Source organism: Trinickia caryophylli, from assembly GCF_034424545.1.
GTDB classification, from domain to species: Bacteria; Pseudomonadota; Gammaproteobacteria; order Burkholderiales; family Burkholderiaceae; genus Trinickia; species Trinickia caryophylli.
In genome coordinates this window covers 130,005-147,714 of record NZ_CP139971.1, presented here as the reverse complement: position 1 = coordinate 147,714, position 17,710 = coordinate 130,005, and the positions used below count along the sequence as shown (strand labels likewise).

Annotated in this window: 18 protein-coding genes and 1 pseudogene; 9 read left to right on the top strand and 10 right to left on the bottom strand. The window is 61.6% G+C overall.

From position 1 onward, the window contains the following. Positions 1 to 3: 3 nt before the first annotated feature. Both U0034_RS19995 and U0034_RS19990 read right to left on the bottom strand, forming a co-directional pair. A complete protein-coding gene (locus U0034_RS19995; RefSeq protein ID WP_085229872.1) occupies positions 4 to 915 on the bottom strand; it encodes a LysR substrate-binding domain-containing protein in 912 nt (303 codons plus the stop codon). A 77-nt stretch (positions 916 to 992) separates the two neighbouring features. Continuing rightward, positions 993 to 1,946, bottom strand: coding sequence for a 2-hydroxyacid dehydrogenase (locus tag U0034_RS19990; RefSeq protein WP_085229871.1), 954 nt, complete (start codon positions 1,944 to 1,946; stop codon positions 993 to 995). 513 nt (positions 1,947 to 2,459) lie between these two features. Here U0034_RS19990 and U0034_RS19985 point away from each other — a divergent pair. Next, a complete protein-coding gene (locus tag U0034_RS19985) occupies positions 2,460 to 3,857 on the top strand; it encodes an MFS transporter (protein WP_085229870.1) in 1,398 nt (465 codons plus the stop codon). Between the two features lie 45 nt (positions 3,858 to 3,902). Here U0034_RS19985 and U0034_RS19980 read toward each other — a convergent pair whose 3' ends face one another. Both U0034_RS19980 and U0034_RS19975 read right to left on the bottom strand, forming a co-directional pair. Continuing rightward, positions 3,903 to 4,481, bottom strand: coding sequence for a TMEM175 family protein (locus tag U0034_RS19980; RefSeq protein ID WP_085229869.1), 579 nt, complete (start codon positions 4,479 to 4,481; stop codon positions 3,903 to 3,905). Between the two features lie 212 nt (positions 4,482 to 4,693). Continuing rightward, positions 4,694 to 4,894 (bottom strand): annotated as a pseudogene (locus U0034_RS19975) (LysR family transcriptional regulator); the annotation flags it as partial. A gap of 82 nt (positions 4,895 to 4,976) precedes the next feature. On the opposite strand from U0034_RS19975, the gene U0034_RS19970 reads away from it, so the two are divergent. Beyond that, complete coding sequence (locus tag U0034_RS19970; RefSeq protein ID WP_085229868.1) at positions 4,977 to 5,375, top strand: nuclear transport factor 2 family protein; 399 nt, start codon at positions 4,977 to 4,979, stop codon at positions 5,373 to 5,375. A gap of 63 nt (positions 5,376 to 5,438) precedes the next feature. Here the strand turns inward: U0034_RS19970 and U0034_RS19965 are convergent, their stop codons facing one another. Continuing rightward, positions 5,439 to 6,311: a cation diffusion facilitator family transporter gene (locus U0034_RS19965; RefSeq protein WP_254902585.1), complete on the bottom strand. Its 873-nt coding sequence runs from the start codon at positions 6,309 to 6,311 to the stop codon at positions 5,439 to 5,441. A gap of 42 nt (positions 6,312 to 6,353) precedes the next feature. On the opposite strand from U0034_RS19965, the gene U0034_RS19960 reads away from it, so the two are divergent. Then, on the top strand, positions 6,354 to 6,485 hold the full coding sequence (locus U0034_RS19960; protein WP_254902586.1) for a hypothetical protein: 132 nt from the start codon (positions 6,354 to 6,356) through the stop codon (positions 6,483 to 6,485). A gap of 84 nt (positions 6,486 to 6,569) precedes the next feature. Here U0034_RS19960 and U0034_RS19955 read toward each other — a convergent pair whose 3' ends face one another. The 5 genes from U0034_RS19955 to U0034_RS19935 all read right to left on the bottom strand — a co-directional run bounded on the left by U0034_RS19955 (position 6,570) and on the right by U0034_RS19935 (position 11,432). Beyond that, the gene (locus U0034_RS19955; RefSeq protein WP_085229866.1) at positions 6,570 to 7,121 is read right to left on the bottom strand and encodes an AidA/PixA family protein; all 552 of its coding nucleotides are present in this window, start codon (positions 7,119 to 7,121) and stop codon (positions 6,570 to 6,572) included. Positions 7,122 to 7,194: 73 nt separating this feature from the next. Beyond that, positions 7,195 to 7,752: an AidA/PixA family protein gene (locus tag U0034_RS19950; protein WP_085229865.1), complete on the bottom strand. Its 558-nt coding sequence runs from the start codon at positions 7,750 to 7,752 to the stop codon at positions 7,195 to 7,197. 164 nt (positions 7,753 to 7,916) lie between these two features. After that, on the bottom strand, positions 7,917 to 9,002 hold the full coding sequence (locus U0034_RS19945) for a porin (RefSeq protein ID WP_085229908.1): 1,086 nt from the start codon (positions 9,000 to 9,002) through the stop codon (positions 7,917 to 7,919). Between the two features lie 146 nt (positions 9,003 to 9,148). Continuing rightward, positions 9,149 to 10,429 carry a dicarboxylate/amino acid:cation symporter gene (locus U0034_RS19940; protein ID WP_233212103.1) on the bottom strand — a complete coding sequence of 427 codons (1,281 nt, stop codon included), beginning with the start codon at positions 10,427 to 10,429 and terminating at the stop codon, positions 9,149 to 9,151. Between the two features lie 139 nt (positions 10,430 to 10,568). After that, positions 10,569 to 11,432, bottom strand: a complete 864-nt coding sequence (locus U0034_RS19935; RefSeq protein ID WP_085229907.1) for an amidohydrolase family protein — start codon at positions 11,430 to 11,432, stop codon at positions 10,569 to 10,571. Between the two features lie 143 nt (positions 11,433 to 11,575). Between U0034_RS19935 and U0034_RS19930 the strand changes: the two genes are divergently transcribed. The 6 genes from U0034_RS19930 (at position 11,576) to U0034_RS19905 (ending at position 17,706) form a co-directional block, all read left to right on the top strand. Next, on the top strand, positions 11,576 to 12,496 hold the full coding sequence (locus U0034_RS19930; RefSeq protein ID WP_085229863.1) for a LysR family transcriptional regulator: 921 nt from the start codon (positions 11,576 to 11,578) through the stop codon (positions 12,494 to 12,496). A gap of 151 nt (positions 12,497 to 12,647) precedes the next feature. After that, on the top strand, positions 12,648 to 13,289 hold the full coding sequence (locus tag U0034_RS19925) for a DsbA family oxidoreductase (protein WP_085229862.1): 642 nt from the start codon (positions 12,648 to 12,650) through the stop codon (positions 13,287 to 13,289). Positions 13,290 to 13,454: 165 nt separating this feature from the next. Continuing rightward, positions 13,455 to 14,333, top strand: a complete 879-nt coding sequence (gene sapR, locus U0034_RS19920) for a sap1 transcriptional regulator SapR (protein ID WP_085229861.1) — start codon at positions 13,455 to 13,457, stop codon at positions 14,331 to 14,333. A 21-nt stretch (positions 14,334 to 14,354) separates the two neighbouring features. Then, positions 14,355 to 14,918, top strand: a complete 564-nt coding sequence (ddpX, locus tag U0034_RS19915; protein WP_085229860.1) for a D-alanyl-D-alanine dipeptidase — start codon at positions 14,355 to 14,357, stop codon at positions 14,916 to 14,918. Positions 14,919 to 14,986: 68 nt separating this feature from the next. Beyond that, the gene (locus U0034_RS19910) at positions 14,987 to 16,588 is read left to right on the top strand and encodes an ABC transporter substrate-binding protein (protein WP_085229859.1); all 1,602 of its coding nucleotides are present in this window, start codon (positions 14,987 to 14,989) and stop codon (positions 16,586 to 16,588) included. Positions 16,589 to 16,635: 47 nt separating this feature from the next. After that, complete coding sequence (locus U0034_RS19905) at positions 16,636 to 17,706, top strand: ABC transporter permease (RefSeq protein ID WP_085229858.1); 1,071 nt, start codon at positions 16,636 to 16,638, stop codon at positions 17,704 to 17,706. The last annotated feature ends 4 nt before the right edge of the window (positions 17,707 to 17,710 follow it).

Genomic DNA, 17,710 nt, shown 5'->3' with positions numbered 1-17,710 from the left:
CGCTCAGCTTTCGAGTCTGTCGCGGTTGCCCGCGAAGTGCTCGGCAGCCATGAGCCTGAAAGCCGTGACAGCCGGGTTGTCCTGATCGGTCCGCCACGCCATGCTCATCTCCGCTCTCACAACGCTGTTGGCGATCGGCCGGAATTCGACGTTGTCATAGCGAAAGCGCCGGGCCGATGCCGGGAGAATCGCAACGCCCAGGCCCGCCCGAACGAGCGACAGAATCGTGGGTGTCTGGTCGATATATTGAGCGACGTCGAGCGTCACACCCACGGCGGCAAGCATGCCCTGGATACGCTCGTAAAAGTACTTGCCATGCGTGGGCGAATGCATGATGAACGGCTGGCGATCGAGCAATTCGAGCGCAATCGGCCCCTCGCATCGACACAATGCATGTTCGCTCGGCAAGGCGATGACGAGCGGCTCCTCGTCGACGAGCAGAAACTGCAGGCCCTGCCGCGAAGGCAACGGCCGAAGAAATCCCAGGTCGATCGTATTCGCGGCGAACGCCTCGATTTGCGCCACCGAGATCAGTTCGAGCAATACCACATCGACATCGGGCAGCCGCTTCGACGCCGCGATCAGCAGTTCGGGAATCAGTTCGTAACCAGCCGCCCCCGTGAAGCCGATGCGAACGCGGCCCGTCTTGCCCTTGCTGGCGCGCCGCACGGTACTCTCCGCTTGCTCCGCAAGGCTGAGCAGGCGCGTGGCATCCGCGAGAAAGACGCGCCCTTCGGTCGTGAGCTTGACGGTACGGCCGATCCGCTCGAAGAGCTTGACCCCGAGATTGTCTTCCAACAACTGAATCTGTCTGCTCAACGGCGGCTGCGTCATGTTCAGCAGTGCCGCCGCTCGCCTGAAGTTCAGCTCCGTGGCGGCGGCGACGAAGCAACGCATTTGTCCGAAGTCAAGCATGCTCGAGCGGCAGGAAGGGAGACGGACGGCCATTATAGGGCGACCACCGCCCGTGCCAGGGCGATGGCCGCCCTCCGTCATGTCGTGAGGCTACCTTCGGGCCGCACACCCGCGAATGCCCGTGCCAGGCTGGCCAGCACCATTTCGCCCATCGCCGTTCGCGATTCGACCGTGGCGCTGGCGCGATGCGCCTGCAACACCACGCGGTCCATACCGAAGAGTTCAACCGGCACGTTCGGCTCGTCGACGAACACGTCGAGGCCCGCGCCCGCTATCGCGCCATTGGACAAGGCCGCCACCAGATCGCGCTCGACCACGAGCTTGCCGCGGGCAACGTTGACGAGATAACCGTCTTTGCCCAGGGCATCGAGCACCGCCGCGTTCACGATGCCCTGCGCATTGTCGGCGGCAGCGGCCAACACGAGCATATCGCAATCGCGCGCGAGCATGAGAAGGTCCGCCACGAATCGGTACGGGACATCCTCCATGCGACGCAAGTCGGTATAGGACACGGGGCAACCGAATGCAGCGACGCGCTGCGCAATCGCGCGGCCAACCTTTCCCATGCCGACGATACCGACGTGCCTGCCGCTGAATCGACGAGACAACGGCAACGCACCTGGGTGCGGATTCTTCGGCCAGTCCCCAGCCTTCACGAACGCGTTGCCCGGACATATCTCGCGGCACACGGCAAGCATCAGCCCGACCGCAAGGTCCGCCACATCTTCAGTCAATGCGCCGAATGTCCCGGTGACGGGAATGCCGCGTGCACGCGCGAATTCGAGATCGATGGCGTCCGTCCCCACACCATTTACCGCGATCACTTCCAGTGCGGGAAGGCGTGCGATCAGGTCGTTCGCAATGCCCGTATGGCCGCCCGTTATCACGCCCCTGATCGAGGGGCCATGCGCCAGAAGATAGGCATCCTTGTCGCTCTGCTCGAACAGACGATGCATGACATATCGTTCATCGAGCTCTTTGTTGATGGCCGGCACGAGAATCGGATTAAGCTGCAAAACGTTCGGCTTCAATTATACGGCTCCCTGCTTGTCGAGTTTTCATGGACGGTTATGCGATTCGATGTGTAATCCCATACCGCTGGGGTGTCGGCCGATGATCTTCTTTCTCGGATTGCAGGTCCAATCCCAAATTTGTATCAATCGATTTAACAATCGATCTCGTCACCATTCCACGATCGATCCAATTCGGGCATCAGGTGATATCGACAAAGGATTGGACGCCCGGCCCACAGGCTCGCACAATTCAAGGCATAGACAAACCCGTACAATCAAATTGGAGACACCACCATGCATCTGAACCGCATCGGCTCGCGCACCCGCATGTTTGTTCGCACGCGCAACCATACCGCCCTTGATACCTTCGCCGGCAGCCTGGCCGCCAACGGCTGCTGACCATCGCACGCCTGCTTCGACGGCTGCGCGAACGCGGCGCAGCCTTGTCCATCCCGGCGTGCGCGAGCAACGGAGAGCCCGTCCGCCATCGCGGCGCGGAATCTCCGGCGCCGAATGATCGGAGGAATTCGAATGAATAATGCTGATGGCGTTGTCGCCTCCGCCCAGGCGGAACCCCTATCGGAGAAATACACCCGCCACCGCTGGGTCGTGATGGGGCTGATCTTCTGTATTTGGGCGATCGCCTGTGCCGATCGCGCCAATTTCGGAATTGCCCTGCCATATCTGAAGAAGGAATATGGCATCACCAATACGCAGGCTGGCCTGATCGTCAGCCTTTTCTCGTTCTCCTATGGCTTCGTGCAGATACCGGTTGGCCTTGTTTATAAACGTCTGAGCGAAAAAACAGCCGGATTTCTCTTTTCTGTTTTCATGATTCTGACGTCGATCTTCACGGGCCTGATGGGTACGACGTCCTCGGTTTTCCTTTTGCAGGCCTACCGCGTCGGCCTTGGGCTGTCCGAAGGACCACTTGGCATCGGCTGTACGAATGTGATCAATCGCTGGTTCCCCGCGCGCGAAAAAGGCACCGCCACGGCGCTGTGGATTGCCGCATCCAAGCTCGGCCCGCTGATCGTACCGTCCGTCAGCATCGTCGTGATCGAACTATGGGGTTGGCGCGAGATCTTTTACGTGTTCGCGATACCGGGGATATTGCTCGCGATCGCCTGGATGGCCCTCGTAACGAACTCACCGGGCGAAAATCGGTTTTGCTCCCCCGCCGAGAGGCGTTACATCGTCGACGACACGCCTGTCGGCACCCATTCAAGGCATAGCGGCCCGCAATCGCCGCGCCTCGAAACGGCTTGGCCAATGGCTTGGCTCGACGTCGTCAACCGCACGAAACGAGTGGACCGGCTCGAGACCATTCGCCAGGTCTTCCGCTCGTGGAATGTGCTCGGCGTGGCACTCGGCTACGGCTGCATGATCGGCATCAGCAACATCTTCATGTCATGGATTCCCACTTACCTTGTCACCGCGAAAGGCTTCGGCTCCGTGAAGATGGGATTTCTGGCATCGGCGCCGTTCATCGGGGCGGTGGCCGGAAACATGCTCGGCGGCATTGTTTCGGACCGCCTGCTTGGCGGGCGGCGCAAACCGATGATGATGTTGGGCGCACTCGGTACCGTTGCCATGATGCTTCTGCTGGTCGACGCCCCCACCAGCGTCGCCTGTCTCGGCGCAACACTGATGGCCTCGGGCCTCATGCTCGGCCTCGGCTTCGCAGGGTATTCCGCGTATCCGATGGGGCTCACGACGAAAGCGACCTATCCAGCCGCATTCGGCATAGTCAACTGCCTCGGCCAGATCGGCGGCGCGTGCGCCCCGCTGGCTGTCGGCATGCTGCTGGACCGCTACAGCTGGACGAGCGTGTTTCTGTATATGGTGGGCACGGCGCTTCTGTGCCTGCTGCTGCTCGCGACCGTGGTTGAGCCAACCGCGCGCGAGCGTACCGCCCCGACGCGCTAGGCGGCGCGCACGACGCGCCGCTCCCCGCCTCGAACGGCTCGGCGGTCATTGCCCCCCGAGCACGCGCTCGATACGGCGGTCGGGCGCGAGCCAGATCGCCGCCATCAGTGTATAGAGCACCACCGAAATCACCGGCGCCACGAATGCCGCCACCATACCGGCCAGATATGCCGCAATCGAAACGCCCCCTTTGATGTCGCGCCCTATCGCGCGGGCGAGCGTCGAGTTCGGTCCTTGAACGTGCAGCAACACGCGCGTCAGAATGAAATAAGCAATGGCTGACATCAGCAGAACGCCGCCGTAGAGCGCAACGGGCCATGCCGCCAAGTGGCTGTCGCCGATCCAATGCGTCACGGCCGGCAGCAGCGAAAGCCAGAACAGCAAGTGAAGATTCGCCCACAATACGCGCCCGTCGACACGCTGCACGAGATGGAACATGTGATGATGATTGTTCCAATAGATGCCGACATAGATGAAGCTCAACACGTAAGCGCAAAATACCGGCGCCAACGGTTTGAGCGCGTCGAGATCGAACGCGGTCGGCACATGTATTTCGAGCACCATGATGGTGATGATGATGGCGATGACGCCGTCGCTGAAAGCCTCGATCCGCCCTTTTCCCATCCTTGCTCCCCCTGCGGTTCCAACGTTTGAAAATTTGAAAACACGATTATTTCAGCAAATCCGACCCGGCAGCCACAGCTTGCGCTTACGGACTGCCGCCTGCCCTCCATGGGTGCGCGAATGCGCGCCGCAGGCTACGAGCGATCGTCCCGCGCAAGTTGCAGCAAAACGTCCGCGAGCGCTCGAATCTTCGGCTGTCCCCGCGCGTTGCGAGTCTCCAACTGCTGGATCTGACGGCTCACCGCGCCCTGCGTACGGCATAGATGATCCGCAGCCCTGCTGATGCTGCCAAGTCGAGCCGCCGCGACGAATGCCTGCAGCGCCACCAGCGGCGGCAACGCGCGCGTGAGATTCGCCAAGGCGTATGCATCGCCCGCATGCCCGGGTTGAAAATATTTCGATTGTTCCGTCATCGGTGCATCGCTATCGTGGCCGTACCGCCTGCACGGCGATCTCAGAACAGCACAGTTGCTGACCAACCGTTGGAGAACGATCGTGGCCTTGTCATCGGAAGCACTATACACGCGGCAGGTGCGCACCTACCTGGCCGAGCTGGAGCGGGGAAACCCCGCTTCCATCTGTGCGCTTTTCGCCCCCGACGCGCGAATCCATTCGCCATTCCTCGGCTGGATGCAGCCCGCGCCATTCTTCGAAAAAGTCGCAGCCGCATCGGGGCAAAGCACGATCACACCGATCGACATCTGCGTCAGCACGACAGGTGCGCGCCGCGCCACCGGCTATTTCGTGTACGACTGGGGCCTGAAAGACGGATCGGCGGTGCGGTTCGAGTGCGTCGACGTTTTCGAGTTCGACGAAAGCGGGCTCATCGAGCGAATGATCATCGTCTACGATACGCATCCCATCCGCGGCCTTGTCGGCGACAAGTACGCCTAGTTCAAAGCCGCGCTCCGGTACGCCCCGAATATGCCGCCCCGAATGCGCCGGTCAGGGAGAGCATCAATGGCACCCGGAGCCGGTACCGGCTTTACCGTGCCCCTGTGTATCGAGGCAGGCGTCATCTTCGATTTGGATGGTCACGTGCTCGATTCTGAAGCGCTCGGCCAGCCGCCGCCGGACGGCCATCACGACATCGCGGGAAAGCACGCCCTCCGCCGGGTGCACGTGCAGCGTCACGAGGTGCTGCTCCGCCGTGATGGACCACGCATGGATGTGGTGCGCGTCGCGCACTTCCGGCACGTTGCGCTCGAGATCGGCCTTGATATCGGCTACGAGCAGACCTTCGGGCGTGCCTTCGAGCAGAATGTGCGCGGATGATTTGACGATGCCCCAAGCACTCTTGAGGATCACCGCTGCAACGAAGATGGACAGAATCGGATCGATCGGCGTCCAGCCGGTCAGCAGAATGACGACCGCGGCGGCCACGGCCGCCACGGAGCCCAGCATGTCGCCCAGGACGTGCAGCCATGCGCCGCGCATGTTCAGATTCTCGCGATTGCCGCCATGAAGGACGAGGAAAGCCGCGACATTCGAGGCGAGCCCCGCGCAGGCGACGATCAGCATCGTTTTTCCGACGACCGAAACCGGGGATGCGAACCGCGCGATTGCCTCGACGAAGATCCAGGCGGCAATGACGAAGAGCGCACATCCGTTGACGAATGCGGCCAGGATCTCGAGCCGCTTGTAGCCGTATGAAAGCTGTGCGGTAGCCGGCCGCCGGCCGAAGTGAATGGCCCCCCAGCTGAAACCGAGCGCGGCCGCATCGCTGATCATATGACCCGCGTCGGCCAACAGCGCGAGCGACCCGGAAAGCAGCCCGCCGACTACTTCCACGATCATGAAGGCCGCGATGATGGCAAAGGCCCAGCCGATGCGCCGCTGATCCGTTACACCGTGCAGAGGGTCGTGCGCCGCATGGTCGTGCCCCCCGTGGGCGCCTTGGCCGCCATGGCGGTGGCCGGAATGCGCGTGGCCATGGTCATGATCATGGGGATGGGAATGACCATGCTCGTGGTCGTGATCGTACTGCATGGGCAGGTCCGCTGAATCGTTCCGGAGATTCGCTATTGTAGTCTTCAGCGTCCCCGCCCCGGGGCATTTCACGATATTGCGCGCGTCGTCGCTCAGTTCTCAGTTAACGGCGGGATCCCACTGGAATCCGCCGTAGGGGTCGCCCGTGCCGCCCGTGCCGCCCCCATCGCAGTCGTCGGAAGGGGCAAAAAGCAGAAACTCGCCGTGATAAACAACTCTGCCCGCGTTTTTCACCGTGGATTCCCAGTAAAAATCGTCCCTCGTGATGGGGGCAACGCCTTTGAGCATCGGCGCATTCTTGTCGATCTGCAACGTCGTGACCGTTCGATACTTCTGCTCCGGCGGCGTGAGCGAATTATAAGGATCGGACGTAAACACGAAATGAGTCATGAAGCAGCTGAACCCGGTTCCCTCCGACATGGTCGTCATTCGCCACCGGATGATATCTCCCGCTTTCGCTCTGATATCGATACCGGCGTCCCCTTCGTCGGATATGACATCGACGCGCGGCGCGAGCATATAGAGGTAATTGAGACTCGACGCCTCGCCTAGCGAGACGTATGGATTCTGTCCTCTCCCGCCGTTGTTGCGCGGGAAGTTTCGTACGATATTCAGCGCATCGACTACGATCAGCACATCGATGAGTGCCATATTTCGCCTCCATTGAGAATCAAACGATCGCGCAACGTCGCTTGCGCGATCGTCGCCCTGCGGCCCGTCCGGTTCAATCGATGAAGGGGTCCCACTGATATCCGCCGTAGGGATCGTTGTTGCCGCCACCGCCCCCTGTGGTCGTGCCACCTCCGTCCGAACAAAAAACGAGGAACTTCGTGTGGTATACGAGCCTTCCCGGTTTGATCATGGTGGCTTCCCAATAGAAATCGTCACGTTCTATCGGCACGACGCCTCTGAGCATCGGAGCCTTCTTGTCGATCTGCAGCGTCTTGATGGTCTCGTATTTTTGTTGAGGCTCGGTAATAAATTCGCTGTAATTCGCAGGTCCGGTGAACACGAAATGCGTCATGAAACAACTGTAGTTGTTTCCTTCCGATATCGAGGCCATTCTCCATCGGATCGTGTCGCCCGCGTTCGCCCCGATATCGAGTTCCGAACTCCCCTCCCCTCGGGCGTCGCTGTATGTCGCAAACATATAAACAAACCCTTGCCCTTCTCCACCCTGCCCCAGCGGGACGTATTCACCGGTCCGCCCCGCATCGTTCCTGCCATAGCTCTGAACGATACGCTGGGCATCCACCACAATCAGCACGTCTCTGACTGCCATCTCGGTCTCCTTCGATAGTGAGAACGTCGCGTAATCGGCCAGATGCGGATGCCGAACGACGCTCCGTCAGCCTATATCAGGCACGAGGGGCGCGATCCTGCGAGTTCTTATAGGTCCGGCCGATCCCGCAGCGAGACGTGCGGCCCACAGGCCGGAAGTGGCAGCTAGAACGTATGCTGAATGCCCACGCCTACGGTGCTGCCCGAAGGGCTGCCGCTCAGCTTGTCGTACGAGTAGACGGCATAGACGTAGGTGCGCTTCGACAACAGATGGTCATAGGCAATCGTTCCTGTGTTCCGAACGCTGCTGGCATCGAGCGGCGCACTGTGCCTGGTACGGGCCCATTCCGCAAGAATCATATTCGAGGGCGACAGCGGCACGGACACACCGAGTTCGTACGTATGCGAGCCCGTTTGGACCGCTGTATCGCTCGTCATCTGAGCCGCCCCGTAGAGCTTCACGACCTTCGCGTCGTATGAAGCGCCCACCAGATACAGATACTGTCCTGTTGTCAGCGCAACCGCCGCCGTGCGCACGCGCTGCGCCGAAAAAACCGCCAGGAACGGCCCGTTTGCGTAATTCAGATGGATACCGACGTTATCGTGCCCCTGGTGTCCCGTCGTACTGCTCACGCCATACATCACGGTTCCGGTAAGCCCCAGATATCGGGGCGACACGTACTCGACTGCGTTTCGCCAGACTGTATCGCCGATCTCCGTGTTGTTGTAGCTTGCCGTATACGACTGCACGATCAACGGCGAAAAGACGACCGACGAACCAAGCGGATTGACGAGTTGCTGATTGATGTAGGTCGGATTCGTCTGCTCCCCGATCTTGAACGTCCCATATGGGCTGCTCAGGCCCACGTACGCGTTGCGCGAGAAGAATCCATCGGTGGTGTTGCGGCCCATCTGCCCCGTGTTCGGCCTGAAGAAACTCTCCAACGCGAAAATCACCGCGTTGCCGCCGCCGAGGTCTTCCCGCCCACGAACGCCCCAAAACGAGGTCGTCATGCCGCCGCCGCCCTCCTGGATCGTGCTCGCGCTGCTCGTACTGAGTTTCGAACGCGCGACATACATGCCAATGAGCCCATACATCTGCACGTAGGAATTCGGCGCCGTCGCGCCAGCCGTGGCGCCCGATACATCGTCGGCGCGCGCGCCGCCGCTCGCGACCGCCAGGCACGCGGCGCCGATGGCGGCGGCACAAACGAAAGCGCGACGCGATACCTCAGCGTGTTGGTACGACATGCTCTTGTCTCCGATGGTTTTATGAATATTCATGAACGAGCGCCGCCACTTCCGCGTGCGCAACACACGCGGAACTTCGGGCACGTCAGGTTTTTTCTACAAATCGGCTCGTACGAACTCGAATTGGTGCGAGCCGTTTTATGGGCTCAGCCGGAACGGCGGCGCGACATGGCTGCGTTCAGCTTGGCGCGATCCAGTTCGCGCTCCCAGGCAGAGATGGCCAGCGTTGCCACGCCATTGCCGATCGTGTTGACGATCGCAAGCCCGGTTCCCATGAAACGATGAATGCCGAGAATCAGCACCATTCCCGAGACAGGAATCAGCGGAAAGACGAGCAAGGTGGAGGTCAGCATCACGAACGCCGCGCCCGCCACGCCGCTCGCGCCCTTCGAGGTCAGCATCGCTACCCCCACGAGCGTGAGTTGCTGGGTCAGGCTCAATTCGACGTTGAATGCCTGAGCGATGAAAAGCACGGCCATCGTCAGATAGATATTGGTGCCGTCGAGATTGAACGAATAGCCCGCCGGAATGACAAGCCCGACTACCGACTTCGAACACCCGAGCCGCTCGAGCTTCTCGAGCATTTGCGGCAGCGCCGCTTCCGAAGAACTCGTGCCCAGCACGATGAGAATCTCTTCGCGGATGTAGCTCATGAATCGCACGATGCTGAACCCGAGCGCGCGTGAGATCGCGCCGAGCACGAGGAACACGAAGACGACGAGTGTCAGATAAAACGAGCCGATCAGCTTCAGCAAAGGCAGTACCGCGCCGATTCCATACGTGCCGATCGTGAAGGCAATCGATCCGAATGCGCCGATCGCGGCCACCTTCATGATGATGTGCACGATACCGAAGCACGTGTGCGCAAACTGGTCGATGATGCCGGCCAGCGCCTTTCCGCGTTCGCCGAGCGCGGCCAGCGCGGCGCCGAACAGTACGGAAATCAGCAGGATCTGCAGCACGTTGCCTGTGGAGAATGCACTGGCGAACGTATCCGGAACGATATGCAAAAGAAAATCGACTGTATTTTGATGCTGGGCAGCGGTGGTATAGCCTGCCAGCGCTTTCGTATCGATCGCCGCTGGGTTCAGGTTGAAGCCAGCGCCGGGGCGAAACAGATGTCCGGCCACGAGACCGACGACGAGCGAGAATGTCGACACCACCTCGAAATAAAGCAGGGCCTTGCCGCCCACGCGGCCGACCTTCTTCATATCGCCCATGCCTGCAATGCCGGTCACGACCGTGCAAAAGATGATTGGCCCGATCACCATCTTGATCAGCTTGATGAAGGCATCGCCGAGCGGCTTCATCTTCACCGCGAGCGAGGGCGCGAAATGCCCGAGGATCACGCCGAGCACGATCGCCACCAGAACGTGGAAATAAAGCGTGCGATAAAACGGCTTTCGCCCCCCTCGTGGCGTGGACATCATCACGGCAGCCTCGTTCATGAGCCGGCTCCCGGGCGAGCGGGCGGGCGCTGCTTCTCGATCATTGCTTGTCTCCTGTATTGCGTCGAATCGTCTGTCTGCCATCGTGCGCGGCAGTTCGAATACTGTCGAGGACCGCTCAGAACCCGTATAGCCGCGCGGGGTTCGCGACGAGCAGTTTTTCTCGCAGCGTCGCATCGGGGCAGAACCGGAACAACAAGTCCACGAGTTCGCCGTCGTTCGGCATGTCCTTGCTGATGTTCGGATGAGGCCAGTCGGTGCCCCACAGCACACGATCGGGTGCGGCCTCGATCAGCGTGCGCGCGAACGGTGCGGCGTCATGGAAGGGCCGGCGGCCTGCGGACACGCGCTCCGCGCCGCACACCTTCACCCATGCGAGCGGATTGCGCATCAGTTCGAGCAGTTGCCTGAAGGGCGCTTGATCGAGGCCCGCTTCGGCCCGGATGCGTCCCATGTGATCGATGACGAAAGGCACTTCGATCCGCTCGATACGCTCCGCATAGGCAAGAATGTCCTGCGCATCGAGGTGCAGCACGACGTGCCAGCTCAGACGCTGAATGCGTTCGAGCACGCGGTCGAATACGTCGAGATCCGGCGCGCCGCCAAGATGGGCGACGAAATTGAAACGCACGCCGCGCACGCCGCCGGCATGGAGAACGGCCAATTGCTCGTCGGTCACGTCGCCGTCCACAATCGCCACGCCTTTGTAGCGCCCGTTGCCCCGCGCAATCGCGTCGAGCATTGCACGGTTGTCCGTACCGTGGCAACTCGCCTGCACGATCACGCCGCGGCTCAGTCCGAGGTGGTCGTGCAATGCGGTCAGCCGCTCATAAGGTGCATCGGGCGGCGTATAGCTGCGATCCGCCGCATAAGGAAAAACATCGGCTGGCCCGAATACATGGCAGTGCGCATCGCAAGCGCCGGCTGGCAAAACATGGCTCGGGCGAACAGGATGAGGATCGGGAGGCAAGCAGGATTTCATCGGACAGGCGTCTCTTTCTTCGGTCATCGGTCGGCGCCGCTTCGTGCGGCGCGCAAGGCATGAGGCGAATTGTGATTGCAGCGCCGCCCCGCTACAATCGCCATACCCAACTAGCTGCTATGCGAATTTCACATATCACGCCAATGGAGATCAAACAGCTCGAGGCCTTCGTGCACGTGGCCGAACTTGGCAGCTTTACACGTGCCGCGATCACGCTCGATACGAACCAGCCGGCGTTGAGCCGCCTCGTGCGGCATCTCGAAGTCGAGTTGCGCCACACGCTGCTCGAACGCAATGGCCGCGGCGTCACGCTCACGCCCGCGGGCCAGCGAATGCTTTCGCATGCAAAAGGGATCCTGCAGCAGGTTCAGCGTGCCTCGCAGGATCTCGACGAATTGCGCGGCGCGCTCGGGGGACATTTCGGCATCGGCATTACGCCGAGCTTCGCCAGCGTGGCCACGCACGAACTCGTGCGGCGCTTCAGAACCGCGTTTCCGGGCGCGACGATTTCCGTGGCACAGGGGCTCTCGACTTATCTGATCGAGTGGTTGATGATGGGCCGCATCGATGCTGCCGTGCTTTACGACACGTTCGATACGCCCTCGATCGATAAACGAACCGTCTTTACCGAGGAACTGTTTTTGATCGGCGCGGATAACGGTGCGTCGAATCAGACGCTGCCCGAACAGATCGCCGAGATTCCGCTGCGGCAGATCGCCCGTTATCCGCTCGTCATTCCCGGACGCATGCATGCAATCAGACGCATGGTGGAATCGGCCGCGGCCGAACAGGGCGTGCGCCTGCGCATCGAACTCGAAGTGGACGCCGTCACATCGATTCTCGACCTCGTGAGCGAGGGCATCGGCTACGCGGTACTTTCGCTCAATGCCACCATCAGCGATGCCCTCAAGCGCCGCTTCAAGGTCATTCGCATCACCGAGCCCACGCTGTATAGCCGCCTCGCCATCGCGACCAGCCGCAAGCATCCGCTGTCTCAACTGGCTATTCAGGCGATCGCCATGCTCGAAGCGAACATCGTGCCGCTCTACGGTCACACGCCGTAACAGCGGCAATGCCGCGTTTTTCCGCGCTCGCCGCTGCCTGTCGAGCGCCCGACTCGAAGGCGCGGCGCGCTGCAGAGCCGATCGATTTGGGCTACCCTGTGCGCAGCCCGTGCGCCCGCGCCGGCAGTCCCACTTCTCACCCGGCAATGCAATGACACAACCTCTTCGCATCGATTTCGTTTCGGATATCGCCTGCCCCTGGTGTGCGATCGGCCTCTCGTCGCTGCAGCAAGCGCTCGCTCGTCTTGGCGATGCGGTGGACGCCGAGATCGTCATGCATCCGTTCGAACTCAATCCGCAGATGGGGCCCGGAGGCGAAACCATCGTCGAGTATCTCGGCAAAAAATACGGCCGCACGCCGGCTGAGATCGCCGAGACGCAGGAAATGATCCGCGAGCGGGGAGACAACGTCGGGTTCGCGTTCGGGCCCCGTACGCATGTCTACAACACGTTCGACGGGCACCGCCTTTTGCATTGGGCCGGCATCGAGGGCAAGCAGATGGCGTTGAAGCTCGCGCTGCTGCACGCTTATCACTCCGACGGCAAGGACCCAAGCAATTTCGGGGTGCTCGTGGAGGCGGCGCGCTCGGTGGGCCTCGATGCCGACGAAGCACGCGAGGTACTCGAGAGCGGCCGCTATGGCGATGAAGTCCGCGCGCAGGAACAAGAGCTTCAGGCGTTGGGCATTCAGTCAGTGCCCTCGATCATCTTCAATCAACGCTATCTGGTCACGGGTGGGCAACCGCCCGAGGCCTTCGAGCAGGTCATTCAAGAAGTGCTCGCTCAGGCGTAGCCGGCCATCGCTGGAAGTACGCGCGCGGCACGTCGCAAACGCCCTCGACTGCCCCTATCGACATTGAGATTCGATAGATTTATATCGTTGGCGTGCATTTTTTTGGCTTTGTTAGATAACTGACATTGAAGTCGACAACGACAGTTACCTAACATTCCACCCTCGATGCCATCGACCTTCGCGCAGACCGTCGAAGCCCGGTTCGCCTCGCTCACGCCCACGGCCAAGCGGATAGCGAGCTACATGCTGGCGAACCTCGACCGGCTTGGCCTGGAAACGGCCGACGAGATCGCGCAACAAGCGGGAACGACGGGCATCTCGGTGGGCCGCTTTCTGCGCAGCATCGGCTACCGCAATCTGGACGATCTCAAGCGCGAGATTCGCGGCACGCCCGAGCGCCCGTGGATGATCACGGACCGGCTCGACGCTTATCGCCGCGGCGCCGGCCCCGTCGTGCCGGCCGACGCCGGAGCATCGACGCAGGCGCTCGGCAGCGGACTCGAGCGCGAGATCGAAGCCATCCGGCACGCCTACCAGATCGCCGCCGGCGCAACGTTCGCCCGGATCGCCACAAGGATCGCCACCGCGGATGCCGTCTTCATTCTCGGCATTCAATCCACACGCGGTATCAGCAACGCGTTTTACAGCTACCTCGAATACCTGCGCCCGCGCGTGTTCTACTCGGACGGTATGTCGGGCTCGTACATCGATTCGCTCAACTCCGGTTTCGCCGATCCGTACTGCATCGTGACCGACACGCGCGCCTATTCGCGCATCGCGCGCCGGTACTGCTCGGCCGCGCTCGAACGCGGCATCGGCCTCGCGCTCGTCACGGACATCTATTGCCCGTGGGCCCGCGAGATCCCGTGCGATCTGCTCCAGGTAAAAACCGACGTAGGGCAGTTCTGGGATTCGCTCGCGCCGCTCACCTGCCTTTTCAATCTGCTGATCACCGCGGTAGTCGACCGGCTCGGCACGTCGATCGACGAGCGCGTCGCGCGCAATCGCGCGCTGCAACGCGAACTCGATCAATTCGAACCTTGAAGTCTTCCCCGCTCATTCACGATGCCCCAACCTCGCCTCATCGAAGTCAGACCCGATACGCACGACGTTGAAATCGATCTCGTCTACGCGACCGACCGCAATCTCACGGGCAAACCCATCTATCGCCGCGCGCACTGCCTGCTGCTCGCGCCAGCCGAGGCGGCGTTACGGCGCGCCGTGATGATCGCGGCACAAGCGGGCCTGCGGCTGCGCGTCTACGATGCGTATCGCCCACCGCAAGCCCAGCAGGTTCTCTGGGACTTCATGCCCGATCCGAATTTCGTGGCCGATCTCGGGCGCGGCTCGAATCACAGCCGCGGCACCGCAATCGATCTGACGCTTTTGAACGGCAGCGGCGAGCCGCTCGACATGGGTACCGGCTTCGACGAGATGGTGGCCGCGTCGGGGCATTTCCACGCCGGCTTGCCGGCAAGCGTTCAGTGCAACCGTCTGCTGCTGCTCGGCCTGATGCACGCGGCGGGGTTCATGCACATCGCAAGCGAATGGTGGCATTACGAATTACCGGGCTCGCAAGCGCTTCCCGTCATCGACAACGAAGCAAGCGGCCCATGGCGGCTCATGTAAGCCCCCGCGCCGCCGCCCTGGCCTCTTTCTTTACCGTGTTTTCTTCATTACCGATCGATGGAGCGCGTATGAATCCCTTCTTTTCCAAGCTTGCGACAGCGCTGGCCGCCGCTTGCGTCGTTGCCGCCGTTCCCGCAATCACCGCGCAAGCGGCGACACCGAAAGATATGTTCGTCATGGCCACGCTGCTCGACGAGTTCACGACGCTCGACCCGGGCGAAATCTACGAACTCGTGCCCGAAGAGTATGTCGCCAACACTTATGACCGGCTGGTGCGCGTGGATCTCGCGAACCCTTCGAAATTCAACGGCGATGTCGCGCAATCCTGGAACGTGAGCCCGGACGGCCTCACGTTCACGTTCAAGCTGCGTCCGGGCCTCAAATTCCATTCGGGCAATCCGCTCACGGCCGACGACGTAGCCTGGTCGATCCAGCGCGCGGTGCTGCTCGACAAAGGCCCTGCCGCCGTTCTGACCGGCATCGGGCTGACGAAGGCGAACGTCCTCGACAAGGTGAAAAAGCTCGACGACATGACCGTCTCGATCGAGACCGATCAGAAGTACGCGCCCACGTTCGTGCTCAACGTGCTCGGATCATGGCCCGCGTCCGTGCTCGACAAGAAGCTGCTGCTCTCGCACGCGCAAGGCAACGACTACGGCAATGGCTGGCTCAGGACGAACGAAGCGGGCTCGGGCGCCTACAAGCTCGTCAAATGGACCGCCAGCGACAGCATCGTGCTGCAGCGCTTCGACGGCTATCGTGTCCCGCTCGCGATGAAGCGCATCGTATTGCGCCATGTGCCCGAGGCGGCAAGCCAGCGGCTGCTGCTCGAAAACGGCGACGTCGACGCCGCCCGCGATCTGAGCCCCGACGACCTCGCGGCCGTGGTCAAGAGCGGCAGGGCAAAAGTGACGCCGTCGCCGCAGGCCACGCTGCTCTACCTGGGCCTGAACACGAAGAACCCGACGCTCGCAAAGCCCGAGGTCCAGCAGGCGCTCAAATGGCTCGTCGATTATCAGGGCATTCAGCAGCACGTCGTGAAGACGACTTATAAAGTCCATCAGACGTTCCTGCCCGAAGGCTTTCTCGGCACGCTGAACGACAACCCCTATCGGCTCGACGTAGCCAAGGCGCGTGCGCTGCTCGCCAAAGCCGGCGTGCCGAACGGCTTCACTGTGACGATGGATGTTCGCAATGACTACCCGTACACGGAAATCGCACAAGCCGTTCAGGCCAACTTCGCGCAAGCGGGAATCAAGGTAAATCTGATTCCGGGCGACAACAAGCAAACGCTCGCGAAGTACCGGTCGCGGCAGCACGACATCTATATCGGCGAATGGTCGGCTGATTACATCGATCCACACAGCAATGCCCAGGGATTCGCATGGAATCCCGACAATTCGGATCAGTCGAGCTATAAGATGCTGGCATGGCGTAATGCGTGGGACATTCCGAAGCTGACGAAGGAAACGCAAGCCGCGCTCGCCGAGCCTTCGGCCGCCAAACGCGCTCAGCGTTACGAAGCCATGCAAGGGGAACTGCTGAAGCAATCGCCGTTCGTCATCATGTTCGAGAAGGTCGCGCAGGTGGCCACGAAACCGGGCGTAAGCGGCCTCGAGGTCGGGCCGATCAACGATCTCGTGTCCTATCGCAATCTGAAGAAACAGTAACCGCCGGGGCACGCCCCTCGAACATCGAATCGCGTCATAAGCCGAACATGTCGACACCTGTCTCCACCTGGGAAGCGCTGCGCACACTGCCCGCCCGACGGCCCGGTGTGCGCTGGGCACTGCGTCTCGTGCGCTGGGCCCTGACGCTCGCCGTGACTTTCGCGGGGCTGCTCGCGCTCACGTTCGTCATCGGCCGCAAGGTGCCGATCGATCCGGTGCTCGCGATTCTCGGCGATCGCGCGTCGGCCGAAGCCTACGCGGCCGAGCGGGTGGCCCTGGGCCTCGACAAACCGCTCGTCGCGCAGTTCTTCATCTATGTGCGCGACGTCCTGCACGGCAATCTCGGCACCTCGCTGCTGACGGCCAACCCCGTGCTCGACGATATCGCACGCGTATTCCCCGCGACGCTCGAGCTCGCCACACTCGCGACGCTCATCGGCATCGCGATCGGCGTGCCGCTCGGCGTCGCATCCGCCTGTCGACACAACCGGCCCATCGACCATGTCGCACGCTTCGTCGGGCTCATCGGCAATTCGGTGCCCGTGTTCTGGCTGGGCCTCATGGGTCTGTTGCTCTTCTATGCGCGGCTGCATTGGGTGGGCGGGCCGGGCCGGCTCGATCCGCTCTACGACGGCATGGTCGAGCCGCGCACGGGCAGCCTGCTCGTCGATTCCGCGCTCGCCGGCGAATGGGACGTGTTTCGCAATGCGTTCTCGCATGTCGCGCTGCCGGCCGCGATCCTCGGCTACTACTCCGTCGCGTATTTGAGCCGCATGACACGCTCGTTCATGCTCGATCAATTGAGCCAGGAGTACATCGTCACGGCGCGCGCGAAGGGTCTTTCGGAGCGGCGCGTCATCTGGCGCCACGCGTTCGGCAACATCGCCGTGCCGTTGCTGACCGTCATCGCCCTGACCTACAGCAATCTGCTCGAAGGATCGGTGCTGACCGAAATCGTATTCGCGTGGCCCGGCATCGGCTCCTATCTGACCGGCGCGCTGCTCAATGCGGACATGAACGCCGTGCTCGGCTGCACGCTCGTGATCGGCGTCATGTTCATCACCATCAACCTGCTGACCGATGCGCTTTACCGCGTGTTCGATCCGCGCGCGCGCTGAGCGC

Excerpts from the sequence above, each read along its gene's own strand:
- U0034_RS19930 (WP_085229863.1), top strand. The coding sequence starts at position 11,576 with ATGGAGATCAAACAGCTCGAGGCCTTCGTGCACGTGGCCGAACTTGGC.
- U0034_RS19910 (WP_085229859.1), top strand. The coding sequence starts at position 14,987 with ATGAATCCCTTCTTTTCCAAGCTTGCGACAGCGCTGGCCGCCGCTTGC.
- U0034_RS19985 (WP_085229870.1), top strand. The coding sequence starts at position 2,460 with ATGAATAATGCTGATGGCGTTGTCGCCTCCGCCCAGGCGGAACCCCTA.
- U0034_RS19925 (WP_085229862.1), top strand. The coding sequence starts at position 12,648 with ATGACACAACCTCTTCGCATCGATTTCGTTTCGGATATCGCCTGCCCC.
- U0034_RS19995 (WP_085229872.1), bottom strand. The coding sequence starts at position 915 with ATGCTTGACTTCGGACAAATGCGTTGCTTCGTCGCCGCCGCCACGGAG.
- sapR (WP_085229861.1), top strand. The coding sequence starts at position 13,455 with ATGCCATCGACCTTCGCGCAGACCGTCGAAGCCCGGTTCGCCTCGCTC.
- U0034_RS19960 (WP_254902586.1), top strand. The coding sequence starts at position 6,354 with ATGGTCGTGCCCCCCGTGGGCGCCTTGGCCGCCATGGCGGTGGCCGGA.
- U0034_RS19940 (WP_233212103.1), bottom strand. The coding sequence starts at position 10,429 with ATGTCCACGCCACGAGGGGGGCGAAAGCCGTTTTATCGCACGCTTTAT.
- U0034_RS19955 (WP_085229866.1), bottom strand. The coding sequence starts at position 7,121 with ATGGCACTCATCGATGTGCTGATCGTAGTCGATGCGCTGAATATCGTA.
- U0034_RS19945 (WP_085229908.1), bottom strand. The coding sequence starts at position 9,002 with ATGTCGTACCAACACGCTGAGGTATCGCGTCGCGCTTTCGTTTGTGCC.
- U0034_RS19905 (WP_085229858.1), top strand. The coding sequence starts at position 16,636 with ATGTCGACACCTGTCTCCACCTGGGAAGCGCTGCGCACACTGCCCGCC.
- U0034_RS19935 (WP_085229907.1), bottom strand. The coding sequence starts at position 11,432 with ATGAAATCCTGCTTGCCTCCCGATCCTCATCCTGTTCGCCCGAGCCAT.
- U0034_RS19950 (WP_085229865.1), bottom strand. The coding sequence starts at position 7,752 with ATGGCAGTCAGAGACGTGCTGATTGTGGTGGATGCCCAGCGTATCGTT.
- U0034_RS19980 (WP_085229869.1), bottom strand. The coding sequence starts at position 4,481 with ATGGGAAAAGGGCGGATCGAGGCTTTCAGCGACGGCGTCATCGCCATC.
- ddpX (WP_085229860.1), top strand. The coding sequence starts at position 14,355 with ATGCCCCAACCTCGCCTCATCGAAGTCAGACCCGATACGCACGACGTT.